At 35.6% G+C, this 17162-nt stretch carries 14 protein-coding genes; 5 read left to right on the top strand and 9 right to left on the bottom strand.

What is annotated here, in order from left to right; genetic code table 11:
* Positions 1 to 179: 179 nt before the first annotated feature.
* Both B0A80_RS11120 and B0A80_RS11115 read left to right on the top strand, forming a co-directional pair.
* Complete coding sequence (locus tag B0A80_RS11120) at positions 180 to 1508, top strand: DUF4270 family protein (protein ID WP_233430738.1); 1329 nt, start codon at positions 180 to 182, stop codon at positions 1506 to 1508.
* The gene (locus tag B0A80_RS11115) at positions 1509 to 2744 is read left to right on the top strand and encodes a PorV/PorQ family protein (protein ID WP_089077323.1); all 1236 of its coding nucleotides are present in this window, start codon (positions 1509 to 1511) and stop codon (positions 2742 to 2744) included.
* A gap of 4 nt (positions 2745 to 2748) precedes the next feature.
* Here B0A80_RS11115 and murI read toward each other — a convergent pair whose 3' ends face one another.
* From murI to B0A80_RS11075, 8 genes are all read right to left on the bottom strand, one after another.
* Positions 2749 to 3525, bottom strand: coding sequence for a glutamate racemase (gene murI, locus B0A80_RS11110; protein WP_017497917.1), 777 nt, complete (start codon positions 3523 to 3525; stop codon positions 2749 to 2751).
* 453 nt (positions 3526 to 3978) lie between these two features.
* Positions 3979 to 4482, bottom strand: a complete 504-nt coding sequence (locus B0A80_RS11105; protein WP_017497918.1) for an OmpH family outer membrane protein — start codon at positions 4480 to 4482, stop codon at positions 3979 to 3981.
* Positions 4483 to 4497: 15 nt separating this feature from the next.
* A complete protein-coding gene (locus B0A80_RS11100) occupies positions 4498 to 5511 on the bottom strand; it encodes an OmpH family outer membrane protein (protein ID WP_017497919.1) in 1014 nt (337 codons plus the stop codon).
* Between the two features lie 44 nt (positions 5512 to 5555).
* A complete protein-coding gene (locus tag B0A80_RS11095) occupies positions 5556 to 8303 on the bottom strand; it encodes a BamA/OMP85 family outer membrane protein (RefSeq protein WP_070905628.1) in 2748 nt (915 codons plus the stop codon).
* Positions 8236 to 8976 (bottom strand): isoprenyl transferase, encoded by a 741-nt coding sequence (locus B0A80_RS11090; RefSeq protein ID WP_070905629.1) that lies wholly within the window; start codon positions 8974 to 8976, stop codon positions 8236 to 8238. Before B0A80_RS11090 ends, B0A80_RS11095 begins: the two co-directional genes overlap by 68 nt.
* A 5-nt stretch (positions 8977 to 8981) precedes the next feature.
* Entirely contained in the window at positions 8982 to 9671 is a 690-nt protein-coding gene (gene porG, locus B0A80_RS11085; RefSeq protein ID WP_089077322.1) for a type IX secretion system protein PorG, read from the bottom strand.
* Positions 9672 to 9844: 173 nt separating this feature from the next.
* The gene (locus tag B0A80_RS11080; protein ID WP_017497923.1) at positions 9845 to 10732 is read right to left on the bottom strand and encodes an NAD kinase; all 888 of its coding nucleotides are present in this window, start codon (positions 10730 to 10732) and stop codon (positions 9845 to 9847) included.
* Positions 10733 to 10827: 95 nt separating this feature from the next.
* Complete coding sequence (locus tag B0A80_RS11075; RefSeq protein WP_070905630.1) at positions 10828 to 11487, bottom strand: CBS domain-containing protein; 660 nt, start codon at positions 11485 to 11487, stop codon at positions 10828 to 10830.
* A gap of 116 nt (positions 11488 to 11603) precedes the next feature.
* Between B0A80_RS11075 and B0A80_RS11070 the strand changes: the two genes are divergently transcribed.
* The 3 genes from B0A80_RS11070 to B0A80_RS11060 all read left to right on the top strand — a co-directional run bounded on the left by B0A80_RS11070 (position 11604) and on the right by B0A80_RS11060 (position 15670).
* Positions 11604 to 12317: a pyridoxine 5'-phosphate synthase gene (locus B0A80_RS11070; protein ID WP_017497925.1), complete on the top strand. Its 714-nt coding sequence runs from the start codon at positions 11604 to 11606 to the stop codon at positions 12315 to 12317.
* Positions 12318 to 12542: 225 nt separating this feature from the next.
* Positions 12543 to 14822: a TonB-dependent receptor gene (locus B0A80_RS11065; protein WP_089077321.1), complete on the top strand. Its 2280-nt coding sequence runs from the start codon at positions 12543 to 12545 to the stop codon at positions 14820 to 14822.
* 5 nt (positions 14823 to 14827) lie between these two features.
* Positions 14828 to 15670 carry a DUF4249 domain-containing protein gene (locus B0A80_RS11060; RefSeq protein WP_089077320.1) on the top strand — a complete coding sequence of 281 codons (843 nt, stop codon included), beginning with the start codon at positions 14828 to 14830 and terminating at the stop codon, positions 15668 to 15670.
* 60 nt (positions 15671 to 15730) lie between these two features.
* Here B0A80_RS11060 and B0A80_RS11055 read toward each other — a convergent pair whose 3' ends face one another.
* On the bottom strand, positions 15731 to 17107 hold the full coding sequence (locus tag B0A80_RS11055) for a hypothetical protein (RefSeq protein WP_070905634.1): 1377 nt from the start codon (positions 17105 to 17107) through the stop codon (positions 15731 to 15733).
* Positions 17108 to 17162 lie beyond the last annotated feature (55 nt).

Raw genomic sequence — 17162 nt, 5'->3', positions numbered from 1 at the left:
ATATATGTATGGCGATTTTTGATAGACTAAACAGCCGATTTCAAAGCCGAACGGGGTATTTGATACTGTAGATCTGTTATAGATATTTTTTGGCTGTTTATAGTGTAAAAATGCATGACGGTATATGTTATGATGTGGCGCGAAAGAGTGCCATTTATATTTGCCCAAAAAATTAGAATATGCACAAGTACATCGTAATGTTATTTTTGACAATGACCCTGTTTTCATGCGGAACCGACTCAGATGCGGGTGAGTTTGTAGTGGGATCTGATTATCTGGCTGTAGGCAATAAAGTTATTTTGATTGATACCATGACTGTGGAGATGTCTACAATAAATTTTGACTCTTTGATTACTTCTGGGAAAAATCGTATTTTAATTGGAAGTTATGAAGATCCTATTTATGGAAAAGTAAAATCGAGCAGTTATTTTCAGTTGGCGTCCGATTCTTATTCTTTAAAAAATGACGGATCTGATACAGAATCTACCAATTATGTTTTTGATTCTATTGCGATGATTCTGAAATATGATAAATATTATTACGGAGATACCACGAAAGTTCAGACATTAGATATTCATCGCTTAACAGAGAAAGTAAAGCCGAATACTAATGACAAAAACTTCTATAATAATTCGGTTTTAAATTATAGTGATGAGAGCCTGGGGAGCATTTTGTATAAACCCAGACCAGCCGGGAAAGATTCTATTAATATTAAGATGAGCAGTACTTTCGGGGCGGCTCTTTTTCAGAAACTCAAAAAAAGAGAAATCACAGATTTTGATAGTTTTAGTGAATATTTAAAAGGGCTTGTTGTGGTTCCTTCTGTTTCAAATTCGGCAAACGTTATTGGCTTTCATGTTGCATCGAGTAAGGTACGTTTGTATTATTCCAAATATCAGGCAAATACTGAAGAAGTTCCGTATATCATGGATTTCAAGATTTCGGACGCTCAAAAGCAATTTAATTCCATCTCGTTAGATAAGACAGGAACCCTAATTCAAAATCTACCTGCTCCGAATAGTAAGCTTTCCAGCGTACTAACCAATCGTCAGGGATTTATTCAGTCCGGTACCGGAGTTGCCTGTCGGATTGATTTTCCGAACATCAAACAATTGAAACGTATTTCGACTAACGGGGCGATTGTAGACGCGCAATTGTTTTTAAAGCCGGTAAACAATACGTACTCAGAAAAATATCCGTTGGAAGATTCTTTGAAAGTTTATGTAAGCGATAATTTAAACCGAATCAGTACTTCGTTGGTCAATTCGGCCGGAACTGCCGTATTTGGTATTCTCAACAAGAAGAAGGATGAATTCAATGAAAATGTGGGATATTCGGTGCCGATTGGTTATTTCCTGCAGAAAGAAATGCTGAAGCAATCTAGTTCCAGATCTTCTCTTATTCTCTCTTTACCCGGGATTTCTAAGACAGTTAACCGGATTGTTCTAGGCGATCAGAAACATTTGAACAATAAACTCCAGCTTAAAATTTATTATATCTCTTATTAAATGAAAAGTAAAATTGCCTGTTTAAGCTGCCTCATTTTGATGTCGCTCACGTCGTTTTCTCAAAGCATTTCAAGTTCTCCTTACTCGCTGTATGGTTTAGGAAGTGTGTACGATTCTGATTTTGGAAACATTCCTTCTATTGGATCTTCAGGAATTGCTATGCCTTCTGCCACTTTTATCAACAATCTAAATCCGGCATCACTGGGATATTTGCCACAGAATCATTTTATGTTTGATGTTGGAGGAAAATCCATTTCGACTACTTATCAAAGCAGTTTAAGAAGCGAAAGCCGCAATAATTTTCAGTTTTCGCATTTGGCATTTGCCTTTCCGGTTACTAAGAATTCAGGATTTAGTATTGCGATTCGCCCTTATTCGAGTGCTGCTTTTAAAATATCGAATTTAAAATTGCCTATCGAAAACAGCCAGGATTTTTACTACTTAACGGCGACTGGTTCCGGAGGATTAAATAATCTGGATTTGTCTTACGGCTACCGATTTGGTAAGAAATGGTCTGTTGGAGCTTCAGCATCTGTGTTGTTTGGAAATACAAAAGACAACAGAAGTTTCTTAATTATGAATTCCATTACAAGCATTCAGAAAAAGACACATTACAGTGGTCTTCGGGCAACATTAGGTGCGCAGTACCATGTTGATTCTACTCTTATCATTGCAACAACATTTAAGGTTCCGACCCGGATTAAAGCATCCAAAGTTCAAACTGTTCAAACTATTGCTGATGATGTTGTGACAACTATAGAGTCTGATGTGGCTTCAGATACAGACGATTATTATATGCCTTTGGAAATGGGGATCGGGATCAGTAAACGTTTTAAGAACAACTTAAACATGACGCTGGATTATGAAAAAAGCTTGTGGGGCAGTACCAATCAATCTGAATTGTATGGCAATTTCGTAAATCAGGATCGGTTTGCCCTGGGATTTACATACAGTGGAAGGAAAAATATCCGTAAATATTGGGATAGAGTTCAGTATGCTGCCGGAGCAAACTTTGACACCGGTTATTTGGAAATCGATGGTAAAAAAATCCATAATGCCGCAATTTCAATAGGACTTAATTTACCTCTTGAAAATACCTATTCGTCTTTAAATATTTCCTATTCCTACGGACAAAGAGGAAGGGTTTCGGATAACCTGATCAAAGAAAATTATCATAAAATATCCCTTAATTTATCCTTGGACGGAATTTGGTTCGTTAAGCGAAAATTTGAGTAAAGAATTAAAAATCTTTCTCGATAACAGGATATTTATGGTCTAAAATAGATTTTAAAACTTCTGGATTTGAATTGACATAAAATACGGGTTCGCTTTTCGGATTAGCAGTAAAACCAACAGTTTCGCGCAGGATGTTTTGCGTTTGTCTGGCAACCGCTTCTCCTGAATCGATAATATGAATGTGTTCCGGAAGTATCTTTTTGATTTGCGGAATCAGGTAAGGGTAATGACTGCATCCCAGAACAAGATAATCAATATTGGCCTCAATCATAGGTCGCAAATAGGATTCCAGTAACTGAGTCATTTCCGGAGAATATAAGTTCCCGTCTTCAATAAGCTGAACGAGCCCGTGACCTACTTGTTCGATAATAGTGGTATGCTGAAACATTTCGGCAGTTTTATTGAACAGTTCACTGTTCAGCGTTCCTTGCGTGGCCAATATGCCAATAACCTGTGTTTTCGAATTGTTGGCAGCCGGTTTAATTGCCGGTTCAATTCCGATAAAGGGAATGTCATAATCAGCACGAAGTTCGCGAATCGCATTGGTCGTAGCAGTATTGCAGGCAACCACAATTAGTTTGCAGTTTTGTTCCAGTAAAAAATCTACATTTTTTTTACTTAGAGCAACAATCTCTTCTTTTGTTCTTTGACCGTAAGGAGCATTTTTGCTATCGGCTAAATAAATAGTCTTCTCGTTTGGAAGCAGGTCATGAATGGCGTTCCAGATGGAAGTTCCTCCAATACCGGAATCAAAAACGCCTATAGGATTGTTGTTTGTCATAGGACAAATTTAATGTTTTTTGATATAAATGCATATCCCAATTGAAAGGAAATCGTAGGATGTTTTGTTTTTTAACGGCATTTTAACTCAGATAAAAATTTAGAGATTTAACCGCAAAGAGCGCAATGTTTTCGGTAAGGTTCGCTATGTTTTTGTGGATGGGGAGTTAGATTTTGGAGTGATTGAAAGAGAAGTTTTCCAGAATACTTTTTTAAAAGCAATTGGTTTATGGTTTGACTCTCAGATTGAATTATTCGAAACTCATTGCTCTGAAAGAGCCTCAGCAATATCATAGTGCAACGCACTATCAATAAGAATAATCATTGTAAAGCCCTGAAAGGGCGCAAGCCTGATCTCTAAAGAGAAGCATTTATCCTATTTCGGTGAGATGTATAAAAAAACGGTCCGTACAATTTAAAGTACGGACCGTTTTTTATGTAAGGAATTCGTTTATTAGAATCCTAAATCTTTTTTTACATCAGCAGTAATGTTTGGACCATCAGCTAATAATAAAGTAGAACCGTCTAAAATGTATTGGAAACCTTTAGCTTTTCCAACTTTTTGGATAGAAGCTTTTACTTTTTCCATTAATGGTTTTACGATGTCAGTTTCTTTTTGTTGTAATTCTTTTTGAGCGTTGTCTCTGTAGTCAACAATTCTTTTTTGCATGTCTTGAACTTCTTTAGAACGTTCTCCGTTTACAGCATCAGTTACAGTTGCAGCTTCACCTTCGTATTTTTTGATTTTTACTTGATATTCGTCAACCATTTTTTTGTATTCAGCATCATATGTACCACTTAATTTTTGCAGTTGGTTTTGAGCGTCTAGCATTGCAGGCATTTTCGACATAATCTCGCTAACATCAACGTGAGCTACCTTAGCTTGCGCGTTCATCGTGTTGCTTGCTCCTAAAACTAGTATTGCAGCAATTAGTAAAGTTTTGATTTGTTTCATCATTTTTAAAAATATTAATTAATTATTGGTCGTATTTGATTTTTGTGTTTCGGCTTCTTTTGCTTTTTTCGCCGCTTCTCTTTCTTCTAAAATTTTCTTTCTTCTGTCTTCTAATTCTTTTTTGCGCTGTTCGTAAAGCTTTTGTCTTTCTTCGGCTTTATTTACAGCAGGCTGAGCCGGTGCTGTTCCTTCAGTTGGCGTAACAGTGGTAGCAGGTTTAGCTGTTGTACCATCCGTTTTAGCAGGTTCTGTTTTGGCAGGTTCAGAAACCGTGCCATTTTTTTTAGCATCTCTTTCAGCAGCTAATGCTTTTCTTCTGTCTTCGTATTCTTTTTTCTTGGCTTCCTGCTCAAGTCTTCTGTCTTCAATTAGTTTTGCTCTGGCTGCTTTTTTGTCATCAAGAGCTTTTTGTCGGTCTGCCATTGCCGGATTTTCATCAATTGCATTTTCCAGTTTTTCTTTGGCTTCCTGATCTTTTAATTGTTTTTTGGTCAGTTGCTCTCGTTTGTCCGTACGGTTTAAAATACGGATTACCTGATCGCTGATGTCAAATTTCTTATTGCTAAAAAGCATGGTTAAATCAGATGATTTGTCAAAGACAAAGTCATAATTTTTTGCTTCGGCAATATCCTGAACTGCAGTAAAAACCTGGTCTTGTATTGGCTTTGCCAAACCAGCTTTCTGATGCATCAGATTTCCGTCAACACCAAATTGCTTTTGTTGATAATCCATCATTTCAGTTTCGAGAAATTTAATCTCGGTTTCTTTCTCATCAATAAGCTCTTTTGTCAGTAAAGCTCTTTCGGCTTTAAGGCTTTCTTTAAGATTATTGATGTCCAGTTTTTTGGTTTCTATTTCCTGTTTCCACTTTTGAGCCTTTAACTCTAATTGAGCCTTAGCCTCTTTGTAATCGGAAACATTTTCTAAAATATACTCCATATCGATGTAGCCAATCCTTGTCGTTCTTGTTTGAGCCTGACTTGTATTTGCTACAATCAGGGCTAAAAATATAAATAAAAATTGTCTTCTCATAACATTACTTTATTTGAAAATTTTTAACCAACTATTGTTTTTTTTTAGAATTGTTGCCCAATGATAAAGTGAATTTCTTTACCATGTGCCTTAGTTTCTCCCGGTTGAGGATCGAAACCGTAACCCCAGTCAATACCCAATAATCCAAATGCCGGCATGAATACACGTAAACCAACACCCGCAGAACGGTTCAAATCAAATGGGTTATAAGCTTTAAAAGTTGGGTATGATGAACCAGCTTCTAAAAACGCCAATGCATAAATCGATGCAGAAGCTTTTAATGTAATCGGATAACGTAACTCCATAGAGAATTTGTTATAGATTGTAGCTCCAATCTGTTCTCCATTTGCATTTACAGGAGTTAAAGAGTTGTTTTCATAACCTCTCAACTGTACCGTTTCTCTACCATCCATCGAATAGTTTGCCATTCCGTCTCCACCTAAATAGAAACGCTCAAACGGTACAAGACCTCTCGACTGATTGTAGGCTCCCATGAATCCAAACTCTGTTAGCGTACGTAGTACTAATTTACCATAAAGTTTGGTAAACCACTCTCCTTTGAACTTAATTTTATAATATTCCAGCCAATTGTATCTTTTTTGATCGACTTTCCCCTGGTCAACATCTGCACTTGCGTAATCAGAACCAACACTTACAACTCTTGGTGTTCCGTTTACGATTTCCGTTTTAGTGTAATCTCCAGTGTTCAATGGTTTGCCATCATCACCAGATTTTGGAGCTCCTGTATATTGTGTTTTATATTCTTTTTGATTTTGTAGGTCACCGTAATCAATTCCGTTAAACAATGAATATGGAGGAGTTATTTTTGCTGAAATACTAAAGTCTGAACCATAAGTCGGGAATATTGGGTTAACCCCTTTATTACTTCTGGAAAGTCCAATAGTATACGCTAAGTTTCTCGACGCTCCGTTACCAAAGGTAAACAATCCTGTGTTATAATTGTTCAAATCATAATGTTGGTAACTTACAGATTGTGATAATACGAAGTAATCATCCGGCACGGTAAGTCTTTTAGCTAAACCAACCTGTAAGGTCAGGATGTTGAAACTTTTGCTTTTATCTACACGTCTGGTCGCGAAATTGTTTAGGAATTGTTTACTGTATGAAATAGAAGAACTAAATTGTACAGGTTTTTTTCCTCCAAACCATGGTTCTGAAAATGACACACTATAGGTTTGGAAATAAGTACTTCCCTGTAAACGAAGTGCTACTTTTTGACCGTCACCCATTGGTAATGGCTTATAAGATTCTTTATTGAACAGGTTTCTTGCTGAAAAGTTGTTGAATGATAATCCAAGGGTCCCAATGAAACCTCCACCGCCATAACCTCCCTGAAGTTCTACCTGGCTAGATCCTTTTTCTACAACGTGGTATTCAATGTCAACAGTTCCTGCTGCAGCATCAACATTTTTGAATTTTGGATCAATGGCTTCAGGGTCAAAGAATCCTAATTGTCCAATTTCACGAATTGTTCGAACTAACTGTTCTTTGCTGTATTTTTCTCCCGGTTTAGTTCTTAATTCACGATAAATAACGTGATCGTTTGTTTTATCATTTCCTACAACCGATATTTTGTTGAAGTATGCGATAGGGCCTTCTGTAACTCTGATCTCAAAATCAATGGTGTCGTTTACTGTTTTTACCTCTACAGCATTAATGTTAGAGAATAAATAACCATTGTTTTGGTATAAGTTTGTGATGTCTTCAGCATCAGGTTTTGTCTTGTCGGCAATACGTTTTTCCAGTAAAACACCGTTGTAAGTTTCCCCTTTTTTGATTCCTAAATAACGGTTTAATAATTGATCTGAATAGACTGTATTTCCTAAGAATTTAATATTTCCGAAGTAGTATTTGTTTCCTTCTTCCACATTAATTTTGATGGCCAGCATATTTTTCTTCTTGTCGTATTTAACAGAATCAGAAATAATACGGGCATCACGATATCCTTTTTCTTTATAAGCAGCAACGACTTTTTCTAAGTCAGTTTTATATTTTTCAGGGATGAATTTAGAAGACTTTAAGATACGGAGTACGTTCTTTTGTTTGGTATCTTTCATAGCAGCTCGCAACTGATTTCCGCTAAGCTGTTTGTTTCCGATGAAATCGATACTGCTAATCTTGACCTTATCTCCTTTGTCTACCCGTACAAGCATGTTTACATGATTGCCTGCAGTACTGTCAGGAGTATTGGTAATGGTAACTTTAGTGTTGTAAAATCCCTCCTTTTTATATTTATTTTCAATATAATTTTTAGTTGTCGTGATTAAGTTTTCGTTGACAATTTTGTTTTTGGTCAGATTATTGTCCTTAATTAACCCTTCGATTTTATTTTTTTTGATACCAACGAATTTAACTTCGTTTAATTTAGGGAGTTCGACAATGTTCAGATCCAGATAGATACTGTCGTTGTCGATTTTGTTAACATAAAAAGAGATTTCGTCAAAAAGGCCAAGTTTGCCTAATTTTTTAATAGCCCCACTAATTTCTTCACCCGGAACAGCAATTTCCTGTCCTTTTTGAAGACCGGAAAAAGTAACAACTGTTTGTTCGTTAAAGCTTATTTTACCAACAACAGAAACTTTGGCAAGAATATATTTTTTCCCCTGATCAAAAGGAACTCTTTCCTGCGCTTTAATTTGTGAAAAACTACCCAAAAGAAGTAGGGTAAAGACTATTTGTATTCTTTTTTGCAACACTAAAAAATTATTTAATTTGTTCACTGGTTTTTCCAAATCTACGTTCTCTTTTTTGATAACTAATAATAGCCTCATATAAATCTTGGTCTTTAAAGTCTGGCCATAAGACATTAGTAAAATATAGTTCTGCATAGGCGATCTGCCATAGCAAAAAATTACTTATTCTATGCTCTCCACTTGTTCTTATTAATAAATCTACGTCAGGTAAATTTTGCGTGTAAAGATGCTCATTTATAATTGAATCGTCAATAGAGTCTATTGAAATTATATTATTTTTAACTTTATCACTGATGATTCTAACAGCTTGTACCAATTCTTCTCTTGATCCGTAACTTAATGCTAAAGTTAAGGTCAGACGGGTATTATTTTTGGTCTTTTCGATTACATCCAACAACTCTTTTTGAGCTGATTTTGGTAATTTTTCAAGGTTCCCTATAGCATTAAGTTTGATGTTGTTTTCCTGCAGGGTTCCAAGTTCTTTTTTTAAGGAATTGATCAAAATTTTCATCAGTGCTTCGACTTCCAGTTTCGGACGATTCCAGTTTTCTGTCGAAAAAGCGTATAGCGTCAGGTATTCAATACCAAGTTTGGCACATGTTTTTATAGTGTTTTTTACAGATTTTGTTCCGTTTTCATGACCAAATGCTCTTAAAAAACCTTGTTGTTTTGCCCAACGGCCATTCCCGTCCATAATAATGGCCAGGTGTTGAGGTAAATTTGTTTTATCTATTGATTCTAGTAAATTCATTTTTATTATTCTGCGCAATAGCAAGGTTTTTCTCCAAAGGTATAAGTTAAAGTAATACCAGAGAAGACATACCAATCATTATTATTTAAATTTCCAAACTGTAATATGTTTGTGTTTTTTGTATTTGGATTACTGGAATCCATAGCATCTGTAAAAGTATATCGTGCTCCAACTTCAGCTCCCAGAACAATACTTGGAGTTATGTTTGATTTTATACCTAATATAATAGGTATGGCAAACGAACTTGAACTTATAGATTGTGTTACGGTTGGACTTGATGTAAAGCGGTACAATTTGTCGTACATAAAAAAGTTAAGCCCGGAGAAGATATACGGAGTTATTTTTCTGTGATAATCATGCAGATTAAAGTCGAAAAAATTGAATTCCAGACCCGCTGAAAGTTCTTTTACATTATTTTTAAAGCTATAGCCTCTTCTGTTTCTTCCTGTTTCAGATGAATCGAAATCGTTTGCTGTAACGGTTGATTGTGTATACGAAAAACGATAGGAGTGACGCGGACTTTTGTTCCATTTGTACAAGACGCCAAAAGCAAGTTTTTCTGGTGCAATATAGGTAGTTTTGCCTACATCTCCTACAAAGTTGCTTCCACCTAAAAAAACACCAATCTCATTGATTTGAGCATTTAGTGTGATAAAGGGGAAAAAACATAACAATAAATTAAAAATTTTCTTCATTTAATTCAAAATTGCGTGCAAATATAATAATTATCGATTCGAATCAAAGTTTGTTTAGCTAAATGTGCTTTTTTTTCAATTTATAATATGATTTTGAGCTATTTGGTAATGATTCGCTATATGCAGAACGGGAAAATGTAGTATTATCGTATAGTGGTAATTCAGAAAAGCGCTTAATTTCTCTTGTCTTCTCCCCAGAGCAGTTTTTTTCTCAATGTTTTCAGGAAAGTTTCGCCCGGTATTTCCACCATTTTTATTTTAAAATCGGTTTTTTTAATTTTTAGAACGGAGTCATTTTTTACAGAGGTGATTCTGGAATCTAAAGAAACTAAATACTGGTCTTCTCTTCCGGTAACGCGAAGTTTGATTTCGGTATTGTCCGGGATAACCAATGGCCTTGCGTTTAAATTGTGCGGCGCAATAGGAGTGATCACTAAGCTCTCAACATTAGGGGTCAGAATAGGACCACCGCAGCTTAATGAGTAGCCGGTCGAGCCGGTTGGCGTTGAAATGATTAAACCATCTGCCCAGTATGAATTTAAGTATTCGTTGTTTAAATACGTTTCAACTGTAATCATAGACGTGGTGTCTTTTCGGCTGACGGTGACTTCATTCATTGCAAAGTTTAAGTCGTCTTCGATGGCTTCATTTTTAGGATCACAGGTCAAGCTTAATAAAGTTCTTTCGGAGATCGTGTAATTTTTGTCGATGATGTATTGTAAAAAATTATCGATACTTTCTCTGGGAACTGTTGCCAGAAACCCTAATCTTCCGGCGTTGATGCCTAGTATTGGAATTCCTGAGTTGCGAACCAGAGTTGCGGCTCTTAAAATAGTTCCGTCACCACCAATACTAATGAGCATTTCATAACTGTCGTCTAACGAAGTAGAAGAAGAAAAGGTTTTATATTCCTTTTTAACAAGTTCTTTTTCGTAGAGCATTTTCAGAAAGTCTTCTTCAATTACCATTTCGACATTATTGGAATTGAAAAAAATAAAAATGTCTTTAATAATGGGGCCTGTACTGTTTTGGTAATACTGCCCGTAAATGGCTACTTTCATTCGTTAATTAGATAATTTGTCAATGTGTTAATCGGATAATTTGTCAATGCGAAGATTATCTAATCAACTAATTTGCTTATTGACACATTAATAATTTATATGTTAAGGTATTTGTCCAGATAATCAGAACGTTCTTTTAAGCTGTTGATATAAGCGTCTTCCTGATGTTCGGATATGATTTCGTAATTGTATCGTCTAAAAGTCTGGATGATTTCATTCATAGGTCCTATACCAATTTTTATGGTGATCTGAACATTTTCTAAGTCAGCTTCAGAGACAAAACATCCGAGGATTTTACCGTTATTACTTTCTATAATTTGAGTAACCTGTCCCATGGAGTAATCCAAAAGCCCTTTTTGAACGATTATAATACCGCCTTGCTCTTTTAAAAAAGGAGTTTCCTGAAAAAACTTCATGATGTCTTCCATTTCATAATAGCCAATATAGGTGTTGTTTTCGTCAAGAACCGGGATTGTATTGGTATGATTTTTAGCAAATACTTCCAGAACGTCAAGCCAAATCATAGATTTTCGGGCAAAAAAACGTTCCAGCGTATATTTGTAGTCAATGGCTTTTTTGTCTGTATCAAAAGTTTCGACATCATCGGCGGCGATACTTCCAATAAAAATTCCGTTTTCCAAAACCGGAAAATGCGAAAAACTCAAATCAGCAAAAAAGTCCTGAACCGATGCTATCGTTTCCTGACTATCAATCGCTCTGAAATCATTGGTGATATAGTTTGTAATTTCTGTCATAAATCTATTGAAGATATTTCATGCAAAATAATCAAAAAATAGCAAAAAACGCTACGTTTTACTTTGTATTTTTGTCGTAACAAATATAGTGTTACCAGAATTAATTATCTATTTATATGACAAAGTTAAGTGTAAATATCAATAAAATTGCAACGTTGCGAAATGCACGCGGCGGAAATGTTCCTGATTTATTAAAAGTTGCGACAGATATTCAGAATTTCGGAAGCCAGGGAATCACAATCCATCCACGTCCGGACGAGCGTCATATTCGCTATCAGGATGCACGCGATTTAAAAGCAATTGTATATACCGAATATAATATTGAAGGAAATCCTCAGCATAATTTTATCGATTTGGTTTTAGAATGTAAACCAACACAGGTGACTCTGGTTCCTGATGCAATTGGAGCGATTACCTCGTCTGCAGGTTGGGATACTGTGGCCAATCAATCGTATCTGACGGAAGTTATCCAGGAGTTTCAACGAAACGGAATCAGAACTTCAATTTTTGTCGATCCGGTGCTGGAAGTTATAGAAGGAGCAAAAAAAACAGGAACAGATCGTATTGAGTTGTATACGGAAGCTTTTGCACATCAATACGGTTTAGGGAATAAAAACGGAATTGATCCTTATGTTGAAGCGGCAAAACTGGCTAATGAATTGGATTTAGGGATTAATGCAGGTCACGATTTAAGTTTGGATAATATTCAGTTCTTCAAACAAAATATCCCGGGATTGTTAGAAGTGTCTATTGGCCATGCTTTGATTTCAGAAGCTCTTTATCTGGGCTTGGATAACGTAGTAAACATGTATCTGAATAAATTGAAGTAATTGAGATAATAATTCGTGACTAATAGTAAAGATTAGTCACGAATTTTAGAAAAGGGACTAGCTTTGAAGGTTTTTAATCGCTGAGAAAAGCAACAGGTTGAAACTGATCTAAAATGGGTCAGGTTAGACCGCAAGAAAGCAGTACGCAAATTGAAATAAAATCGCGCAGACTCTCAAAAAACACTTTATAATTGTTTATTTTCGCATTTTTCTTATTAAAATCAAGTGCCAAAACCAATTATCCTCCTTTTTTTATTCTGTTTTTCCAATGTATTTGCGCAATCTAAAGTCAGTATAAACGGAAATCTAAAATCTTCTGAACGTGAGAATCTCGTTGGAGCAAGTATCTCTTTAAAAACAGCAACCCAACAGTATTATACATTGTCTGACTCTGTTGGTAATTTCTCGCAACAGCTGCCGCCGGGACCTGTAGAAATAGCAATCAGCCAATTGGGTTATCTTACGAAAATCATTAATCTTAACTTCGAAAAAGATACGGTGCTTTCAATAGTACTGGATAAAGATGTTTCTCATCTGAAAGAAGTTATCGTGAACAATGATAAAAAAAGCCCCATAACGACTTTATCAGGTGGGAAATTAGCCTTTAATTTAAAAGAATTGACTTCAGTTCCGACTGTTTTAGGAACTACTGATATTATAAAACTTTTGCAGCTGACACCAGGAGTGCAAAATTCAGGAGATGCAAACGGATATTTGTATGTTAGAGGTGGAGATCCTGGGCATAATGCCATTTTGTACGATGGAGCTCCTGTATATGGAATGTCACACTTACTGGGGATTTTCCCTTTTTACAATACTGATCATATAAAGGGTGTCGAGTTTGATAAATCAAGTTCGAATGCAAAATATGGAGGACGTTTGAGTTCAACTACACTCTTGATACCGAATAAAAAAATACCTTCAGAATTGGGGATTCAGGGAAATGTTGGGATTTTAGCTTCACAGCTTACATTGACCGCTCCTATTGGTAAAAACTCAGGCTTGTACATTTCAGGAAGGAAAACGTATATAGACGAAATTGTTGCGCCATTATTGCGTTCCGGTTCAGAAAACAATGATGTTCAGAATATGAAATACGGTTTCTCAGATGGAAATCTAACTTTTATCTCTCAGCTTTCTAAAAATAATTTGCTTTCTGTCGATGCTTTTGTTAGCGGTGATGAATTGAAAATCAAAGACGGAAACCTTGCTTTGCAAACCAGTTTAAAATGGAGTAATGTCACCATTTCACCAACCTTGATTACTGCAATTTCGCCAAATGTAAGTATGTCAAATGCACTATATTTCAGCCAATATTCTAATGAACTGAATATGGAACAGGCTACAATTGAGTTTGGAGTTTCGTCGTATGTAAAAGATTTTGGATTTAATAACGCTTTTAAATATCAGATAAAAAATGTTCCTGTAGAATCCGGAATACAATACGTACATCATAATTTACAGCCTCAAAAAGTGAATGTCGAGAATTTGACAGATGCTAATAATACTTTTCAAAATAGTACAATCAATGCCAATGAGGCGGCTATTTTCACGACTGTAAGGCCTAGATTTACAGATCGTTTAAGTGCCGAATTGGGTATTCGGGTTAATTATTATACTTCAGGTTCCCGTGATTCTTATTTGCATTTTCAGCCCAGAGTTTTATTGAATTATCAGTTAAACGAAAAATATTCTTTTTATGGATCTTATAACAGACAATATCAATATCTGAGCCTGATAACTACTTCAAGTGTTGGGATTCCAACTGATTTTTGGATTGCCAGTTCAGACGGTATAAAACCGCAATCGTCAGACGAGTTTTCGATCGGTTCTAATCAGAATATTTCGAAAAATTTCAGTACTTCTTTGGGAGGTTTTTATCGTTCGATGAAAGATTTACTGGAGTATCCGTACGGTATCACACAGTTTAATGAGGTTACCACATTCAAAAACGACTTGTTGACGGGAAAAGGTAAAGCATACGGATTGGAGGTAATGCTTCGTAAAAGCAATGGAAAGTTTACAGGCTGGCTGAGTTATACATTGAGTTGGTCTGATCGAAATTTTGAGGAACTCAACAACGGGAAAACCTATTTTGCCAAATACGACAGACGACATAATCTGTCAATTGTCGGGATGTATGATCTGAATGCTAAATGGAATTTCGGAGTTACACAGCTGTTTGGTTCCGGAAACCGTTTTACTATGCCAACATCCTGGTATTTCATCAATAATAATCCGGTTAAAGAGTATTCAGGTTATAACAATGCACAAATGCCTAATTATATCCGAACCGATCTTTCGGTGAATTATTTTTTCTTAAAAACAAACAAAAAAGAAAGCGCTTTGAATTTCTCCATTTACAATACATTCAATATCAAAAACCCTATTTATGTGGTACTGAGTGTTAAAGAGAATAAAGATAAAAACAGTGTAATTGTAAAACAGGAAGAAAAGGTTTTGTATCGCATATTGCCTTCTGTGAGCTGGAGGTTTAAATTTTAAAAAAGATGAAAAAATATATATTATTTCTGGTAGTTTTGATAATAGCAAGTTGTTCTAAGGATGATTTTGGCGACCGAAAAGCAGAATCTAAAATTGTAGTAGAAGGCTGGATTGAAGAAGGAGATTATGCTCAGGTTTTGCTATCGAGCAGTATTTCGGTTACCAATACAATTGATTCCACTAATGTCTTAAATCATGTCATACGTTCTGCAAAAATTACAATTTCAGATGGTGTGACATCGGAAGTTTTAAGGGTTAAGAATGATAAAAACAGAGTGCCTCCATTTGTGTATTATGGTTCAGTTCTTAAAGGGGAGACAGGGAAAGAATATTCATTGAAAATAGAGTATTTAAACCGCGTGGTTGAAGCGACAACCAAGATTCCAAAATCAGTAGCCATAAAAAGTGCAGAGTATGTAAAGAAAGTTGACACCGATACGACTGGCTACGTTTTTGTGAAATTTGATGATCCGCTAAACGAAAAAAATTATTATCAGATTGCAACCAGAATAGAAGGAGAGGAACCTGTTTTTGTACCTGCATTTTATGGCAATTTAGACGATAAAAACTTTAGTATTTCGGCAGTATCTGTACAAGTTAACAGAGGAGTTTTACTTTTTCCTAAAACCAAGTTCACACCTTATTTTGTAGATGGAGATTTAATACACGTAAAATTAAGAACACAGAACAAAGAGGCTCTGGATTTTTGGAACAGTTGGCAAAACGAAATTGTAAACAGCAGAAACCCTATTTATCCTGCAAACACTAGTTTGAAATCAAATATAAAAGGCGGAATAGGAATTTGGGCAGGATATGGTCAAAGTACCTTTAGGGTAAAGGCTCAGTAAAAAACAAAGCCGTTTTGAAAATAGTTTCAAAACGGCTTTAAGTTTATGTTTTAAGGGTAATTATCTTTTGAATGCTTTTACGAAATTCTCGAATTTAGTTTCAAGTGCTGTGAAACCTTCTGAGAAATAAGTACTCATTTCTACTTCAGTGTTGTCACTGAATTTTAGATAGTAGATTTCTTCCATGTAAGGTTGTGAAAAAGATTCACCTTGTGCAGTATTCCATGACCAGTATTTGTTTTTTTCATTCCAAACAGGCAGATTGAAAGTATAGTTACCTCTCGCTTCTGAACGTTTAATAATATCAGCTATTTTGGTACCGTCTTTCTTAGAAACTAAGATCAGTTTTATGTTTTTATTGAAAAGCGCAACCAAACCTTCAGAGTATTTTTTCTCGTATGCATTTAAGGCCGTATAATAGGCTTTGTAATCATTTTTAGGGTTGGTGTTATCTGTTAAATAAGCAGGGCGAACAATGCTTTTATCTAAGGCGATATCATCAGCTGCTTCAGTAGCCAAATCCATATTAGCAACAATAATAAAATTGTCCATTAATTTAATTACACCATTCGCTTTTCCTCTGTACTGAACAAGTTCGTCATTTTCAAGTAAACCATCGATGTTTGCTGTACTTCCGGCGTTGAAATCAACTAATGTTTTTCCGTTAAAAGTAAAAGTAGCTTTTGAGCTGCTTTCCAGCGCTTTTTTACCACTCATTTCCCAGGCATATCCATCGTTCAAAGTCATCTTGTAAGCAAACTCATCCGGGATTTCTTTTTTGTTAGAGTATTTTGCAGTTTGAGTAAAAGTAGCTGCTGTTGCATTATCGATTGTTAAAGTAGCATCTGCAGATGTTGGTAAAAAGAAATAGTCGTATACAGATGGATTTTGAATATATTGCTGTTTTACAGGGTCGTAAGTCCAGTTTCCGTAAGTGTCGATATTTTTTACTTTGATATCAGATGAAGTACTTTTAGCAGAGAATATTGCATTGTTCGCTGTTTGTGACGCTTTTGCAGGGAAAACAAACTTTAATTCAGTTGTAGAAGCTGTTTTAACCCAGTTTTTTGCGGCATTGTCCCAGGTATAAATACCGTAAACACCAGAAACATTTAAAATGTCTTCTACTGCATTATCGCTTTTTCCGTTAAAAATATCAACCTCTCTAAGACCTAACAATCTGCCTAAGTTTTGAATTGCTTCAATAGCACCGGAACTTTTTGATTTGTCTAATTGAGCCAACATCTCATTAGCTTCAGCCTCTAATTTTACTTTTTGTTCAGCCGGAGTTAGTTTTGAATAAGGTTGTTTGCTAAGATTTTCAATTTGTTCTGCCAGAGTTTGTTCCTTTGTAGGTTCGTCTTTGCTGTCGTCACTAGAACAGGAAACCATAAGTTGAGAAGCAACTAAGGATACTAAAAATAATTTTTTAATCATGGTTGAGGTTTAAATTAAATAAAAATTTTATTTTGATTTTTGAAGGCGCAAGTTA

The organism is Flavobacterium tructae (assembly GCF_002217475.1).
Lineage (GTDB): Bacteria > Bacteroidota > Bacteroidia > Flavobacteriales > Flavobacteriaceae > Flavobacterium > Flavobacterium tructae.
This window is presented reverse-complemented; position numbering and strand designations above follow the sequence as displayed.

What these genes read in the sequence shown, in the direction of transcription:
- B0A80_RS11095 (WP_070905628.1), bottom strand. Translation starts at nt 8,303, where the DNA reads ATGAGGCTATTATTAGTTATCAAAAAAGAGAACGTAGATTTGGAAAAA.
- B0A80_RS11070 (WP_017497925.1), top strand. Translation starts at nt 11,604, where the DNA reads ATGACAAAGTTAAGTGTAAATATCAATAAAATTGCAACGTTGCGAAAT.
- B0A80_RS11115 (WP_089077323.1), top strand. Translation starts at nt 1,509, where the DNA reads ATGAAAAGTAAAATTGCCTGTTTAAGCTGCCTCATTTTGATGTCGCTC.
- B0A80_RS11090 (WP_070905629.1), bottom strand. Translation starts at nt 8,976, where the DNA reads ATGAATTTACTAGAATCAATAGATAAAACAAATTTACCTCAACACCTG.
- B0A80_RS11120 (WP_233430738.1), top strand. Translation starts at nt 180, where the DNA reads ATGCACAAGTACATCGTAATGTTATTTTTGACAATGACCCTGTTTTCA.
- B0A80_RS11100 (WP_017497919.1), bottom strand. Translation starts at nt 5,511, where the DNA reads ATGAGAAGACAATTTTTATTTATATTTTTAGCCCTGATTGTAGCAAAT.
- B0A80_RS11080 (WP_017497923.1), bottom strand. Translation starts at nt 10,732, where the DNA reads ATGAAAGTAGCCATTTACGGGCAGTATTACCAAAACAGTACAGGCCCC.
- murI (WP_017497917.1), bottom strand. Translation starts at nt 3,525, where the DNA reads ATGACAAACAACAATCCTATAGGCGTTTTTGATTCCGGTATTGGAGGA.
- B0A80_RS11055 (WP_070905634.1), bottom strand. Translation starts at nt 17,107, where the DNA reads ATGATTAAAAAATTATTTTTAGTATCCTTAGTTGCTTCTCAACTTATG.
- B0A80_RS11105 (WP_017497918.1), bottom strand. Translation starts at nt 4,482, where the DNA reads ATGATGAAACAAATCAAAACTTTACTAATTGCTGCAATACTAGTTTTA.
- porG (WP_089077322.1), bottom strand. Translation starts at nt 9,671, where the DNA reads ATGAAGAAAATTTTTAATTTATTGTTATGTTTTTTCCCCTTTATCACA.
- B0A80_RS11060 (WP_089077320.1), top strand. Translation starts at nt 14,828, where the DNA reads ATGAAAAAATATATATTATTTCTGGTAGTTTTGATAATAGCAAGTTGT.
- B0A80_RS11075 (WP_070905630.1), bottom strand. Translation starts at nt 11,487, where the DNA reads ATGACAGAAATTACAAACTATATCACCAATGATTTCAGAGCGATTGAT.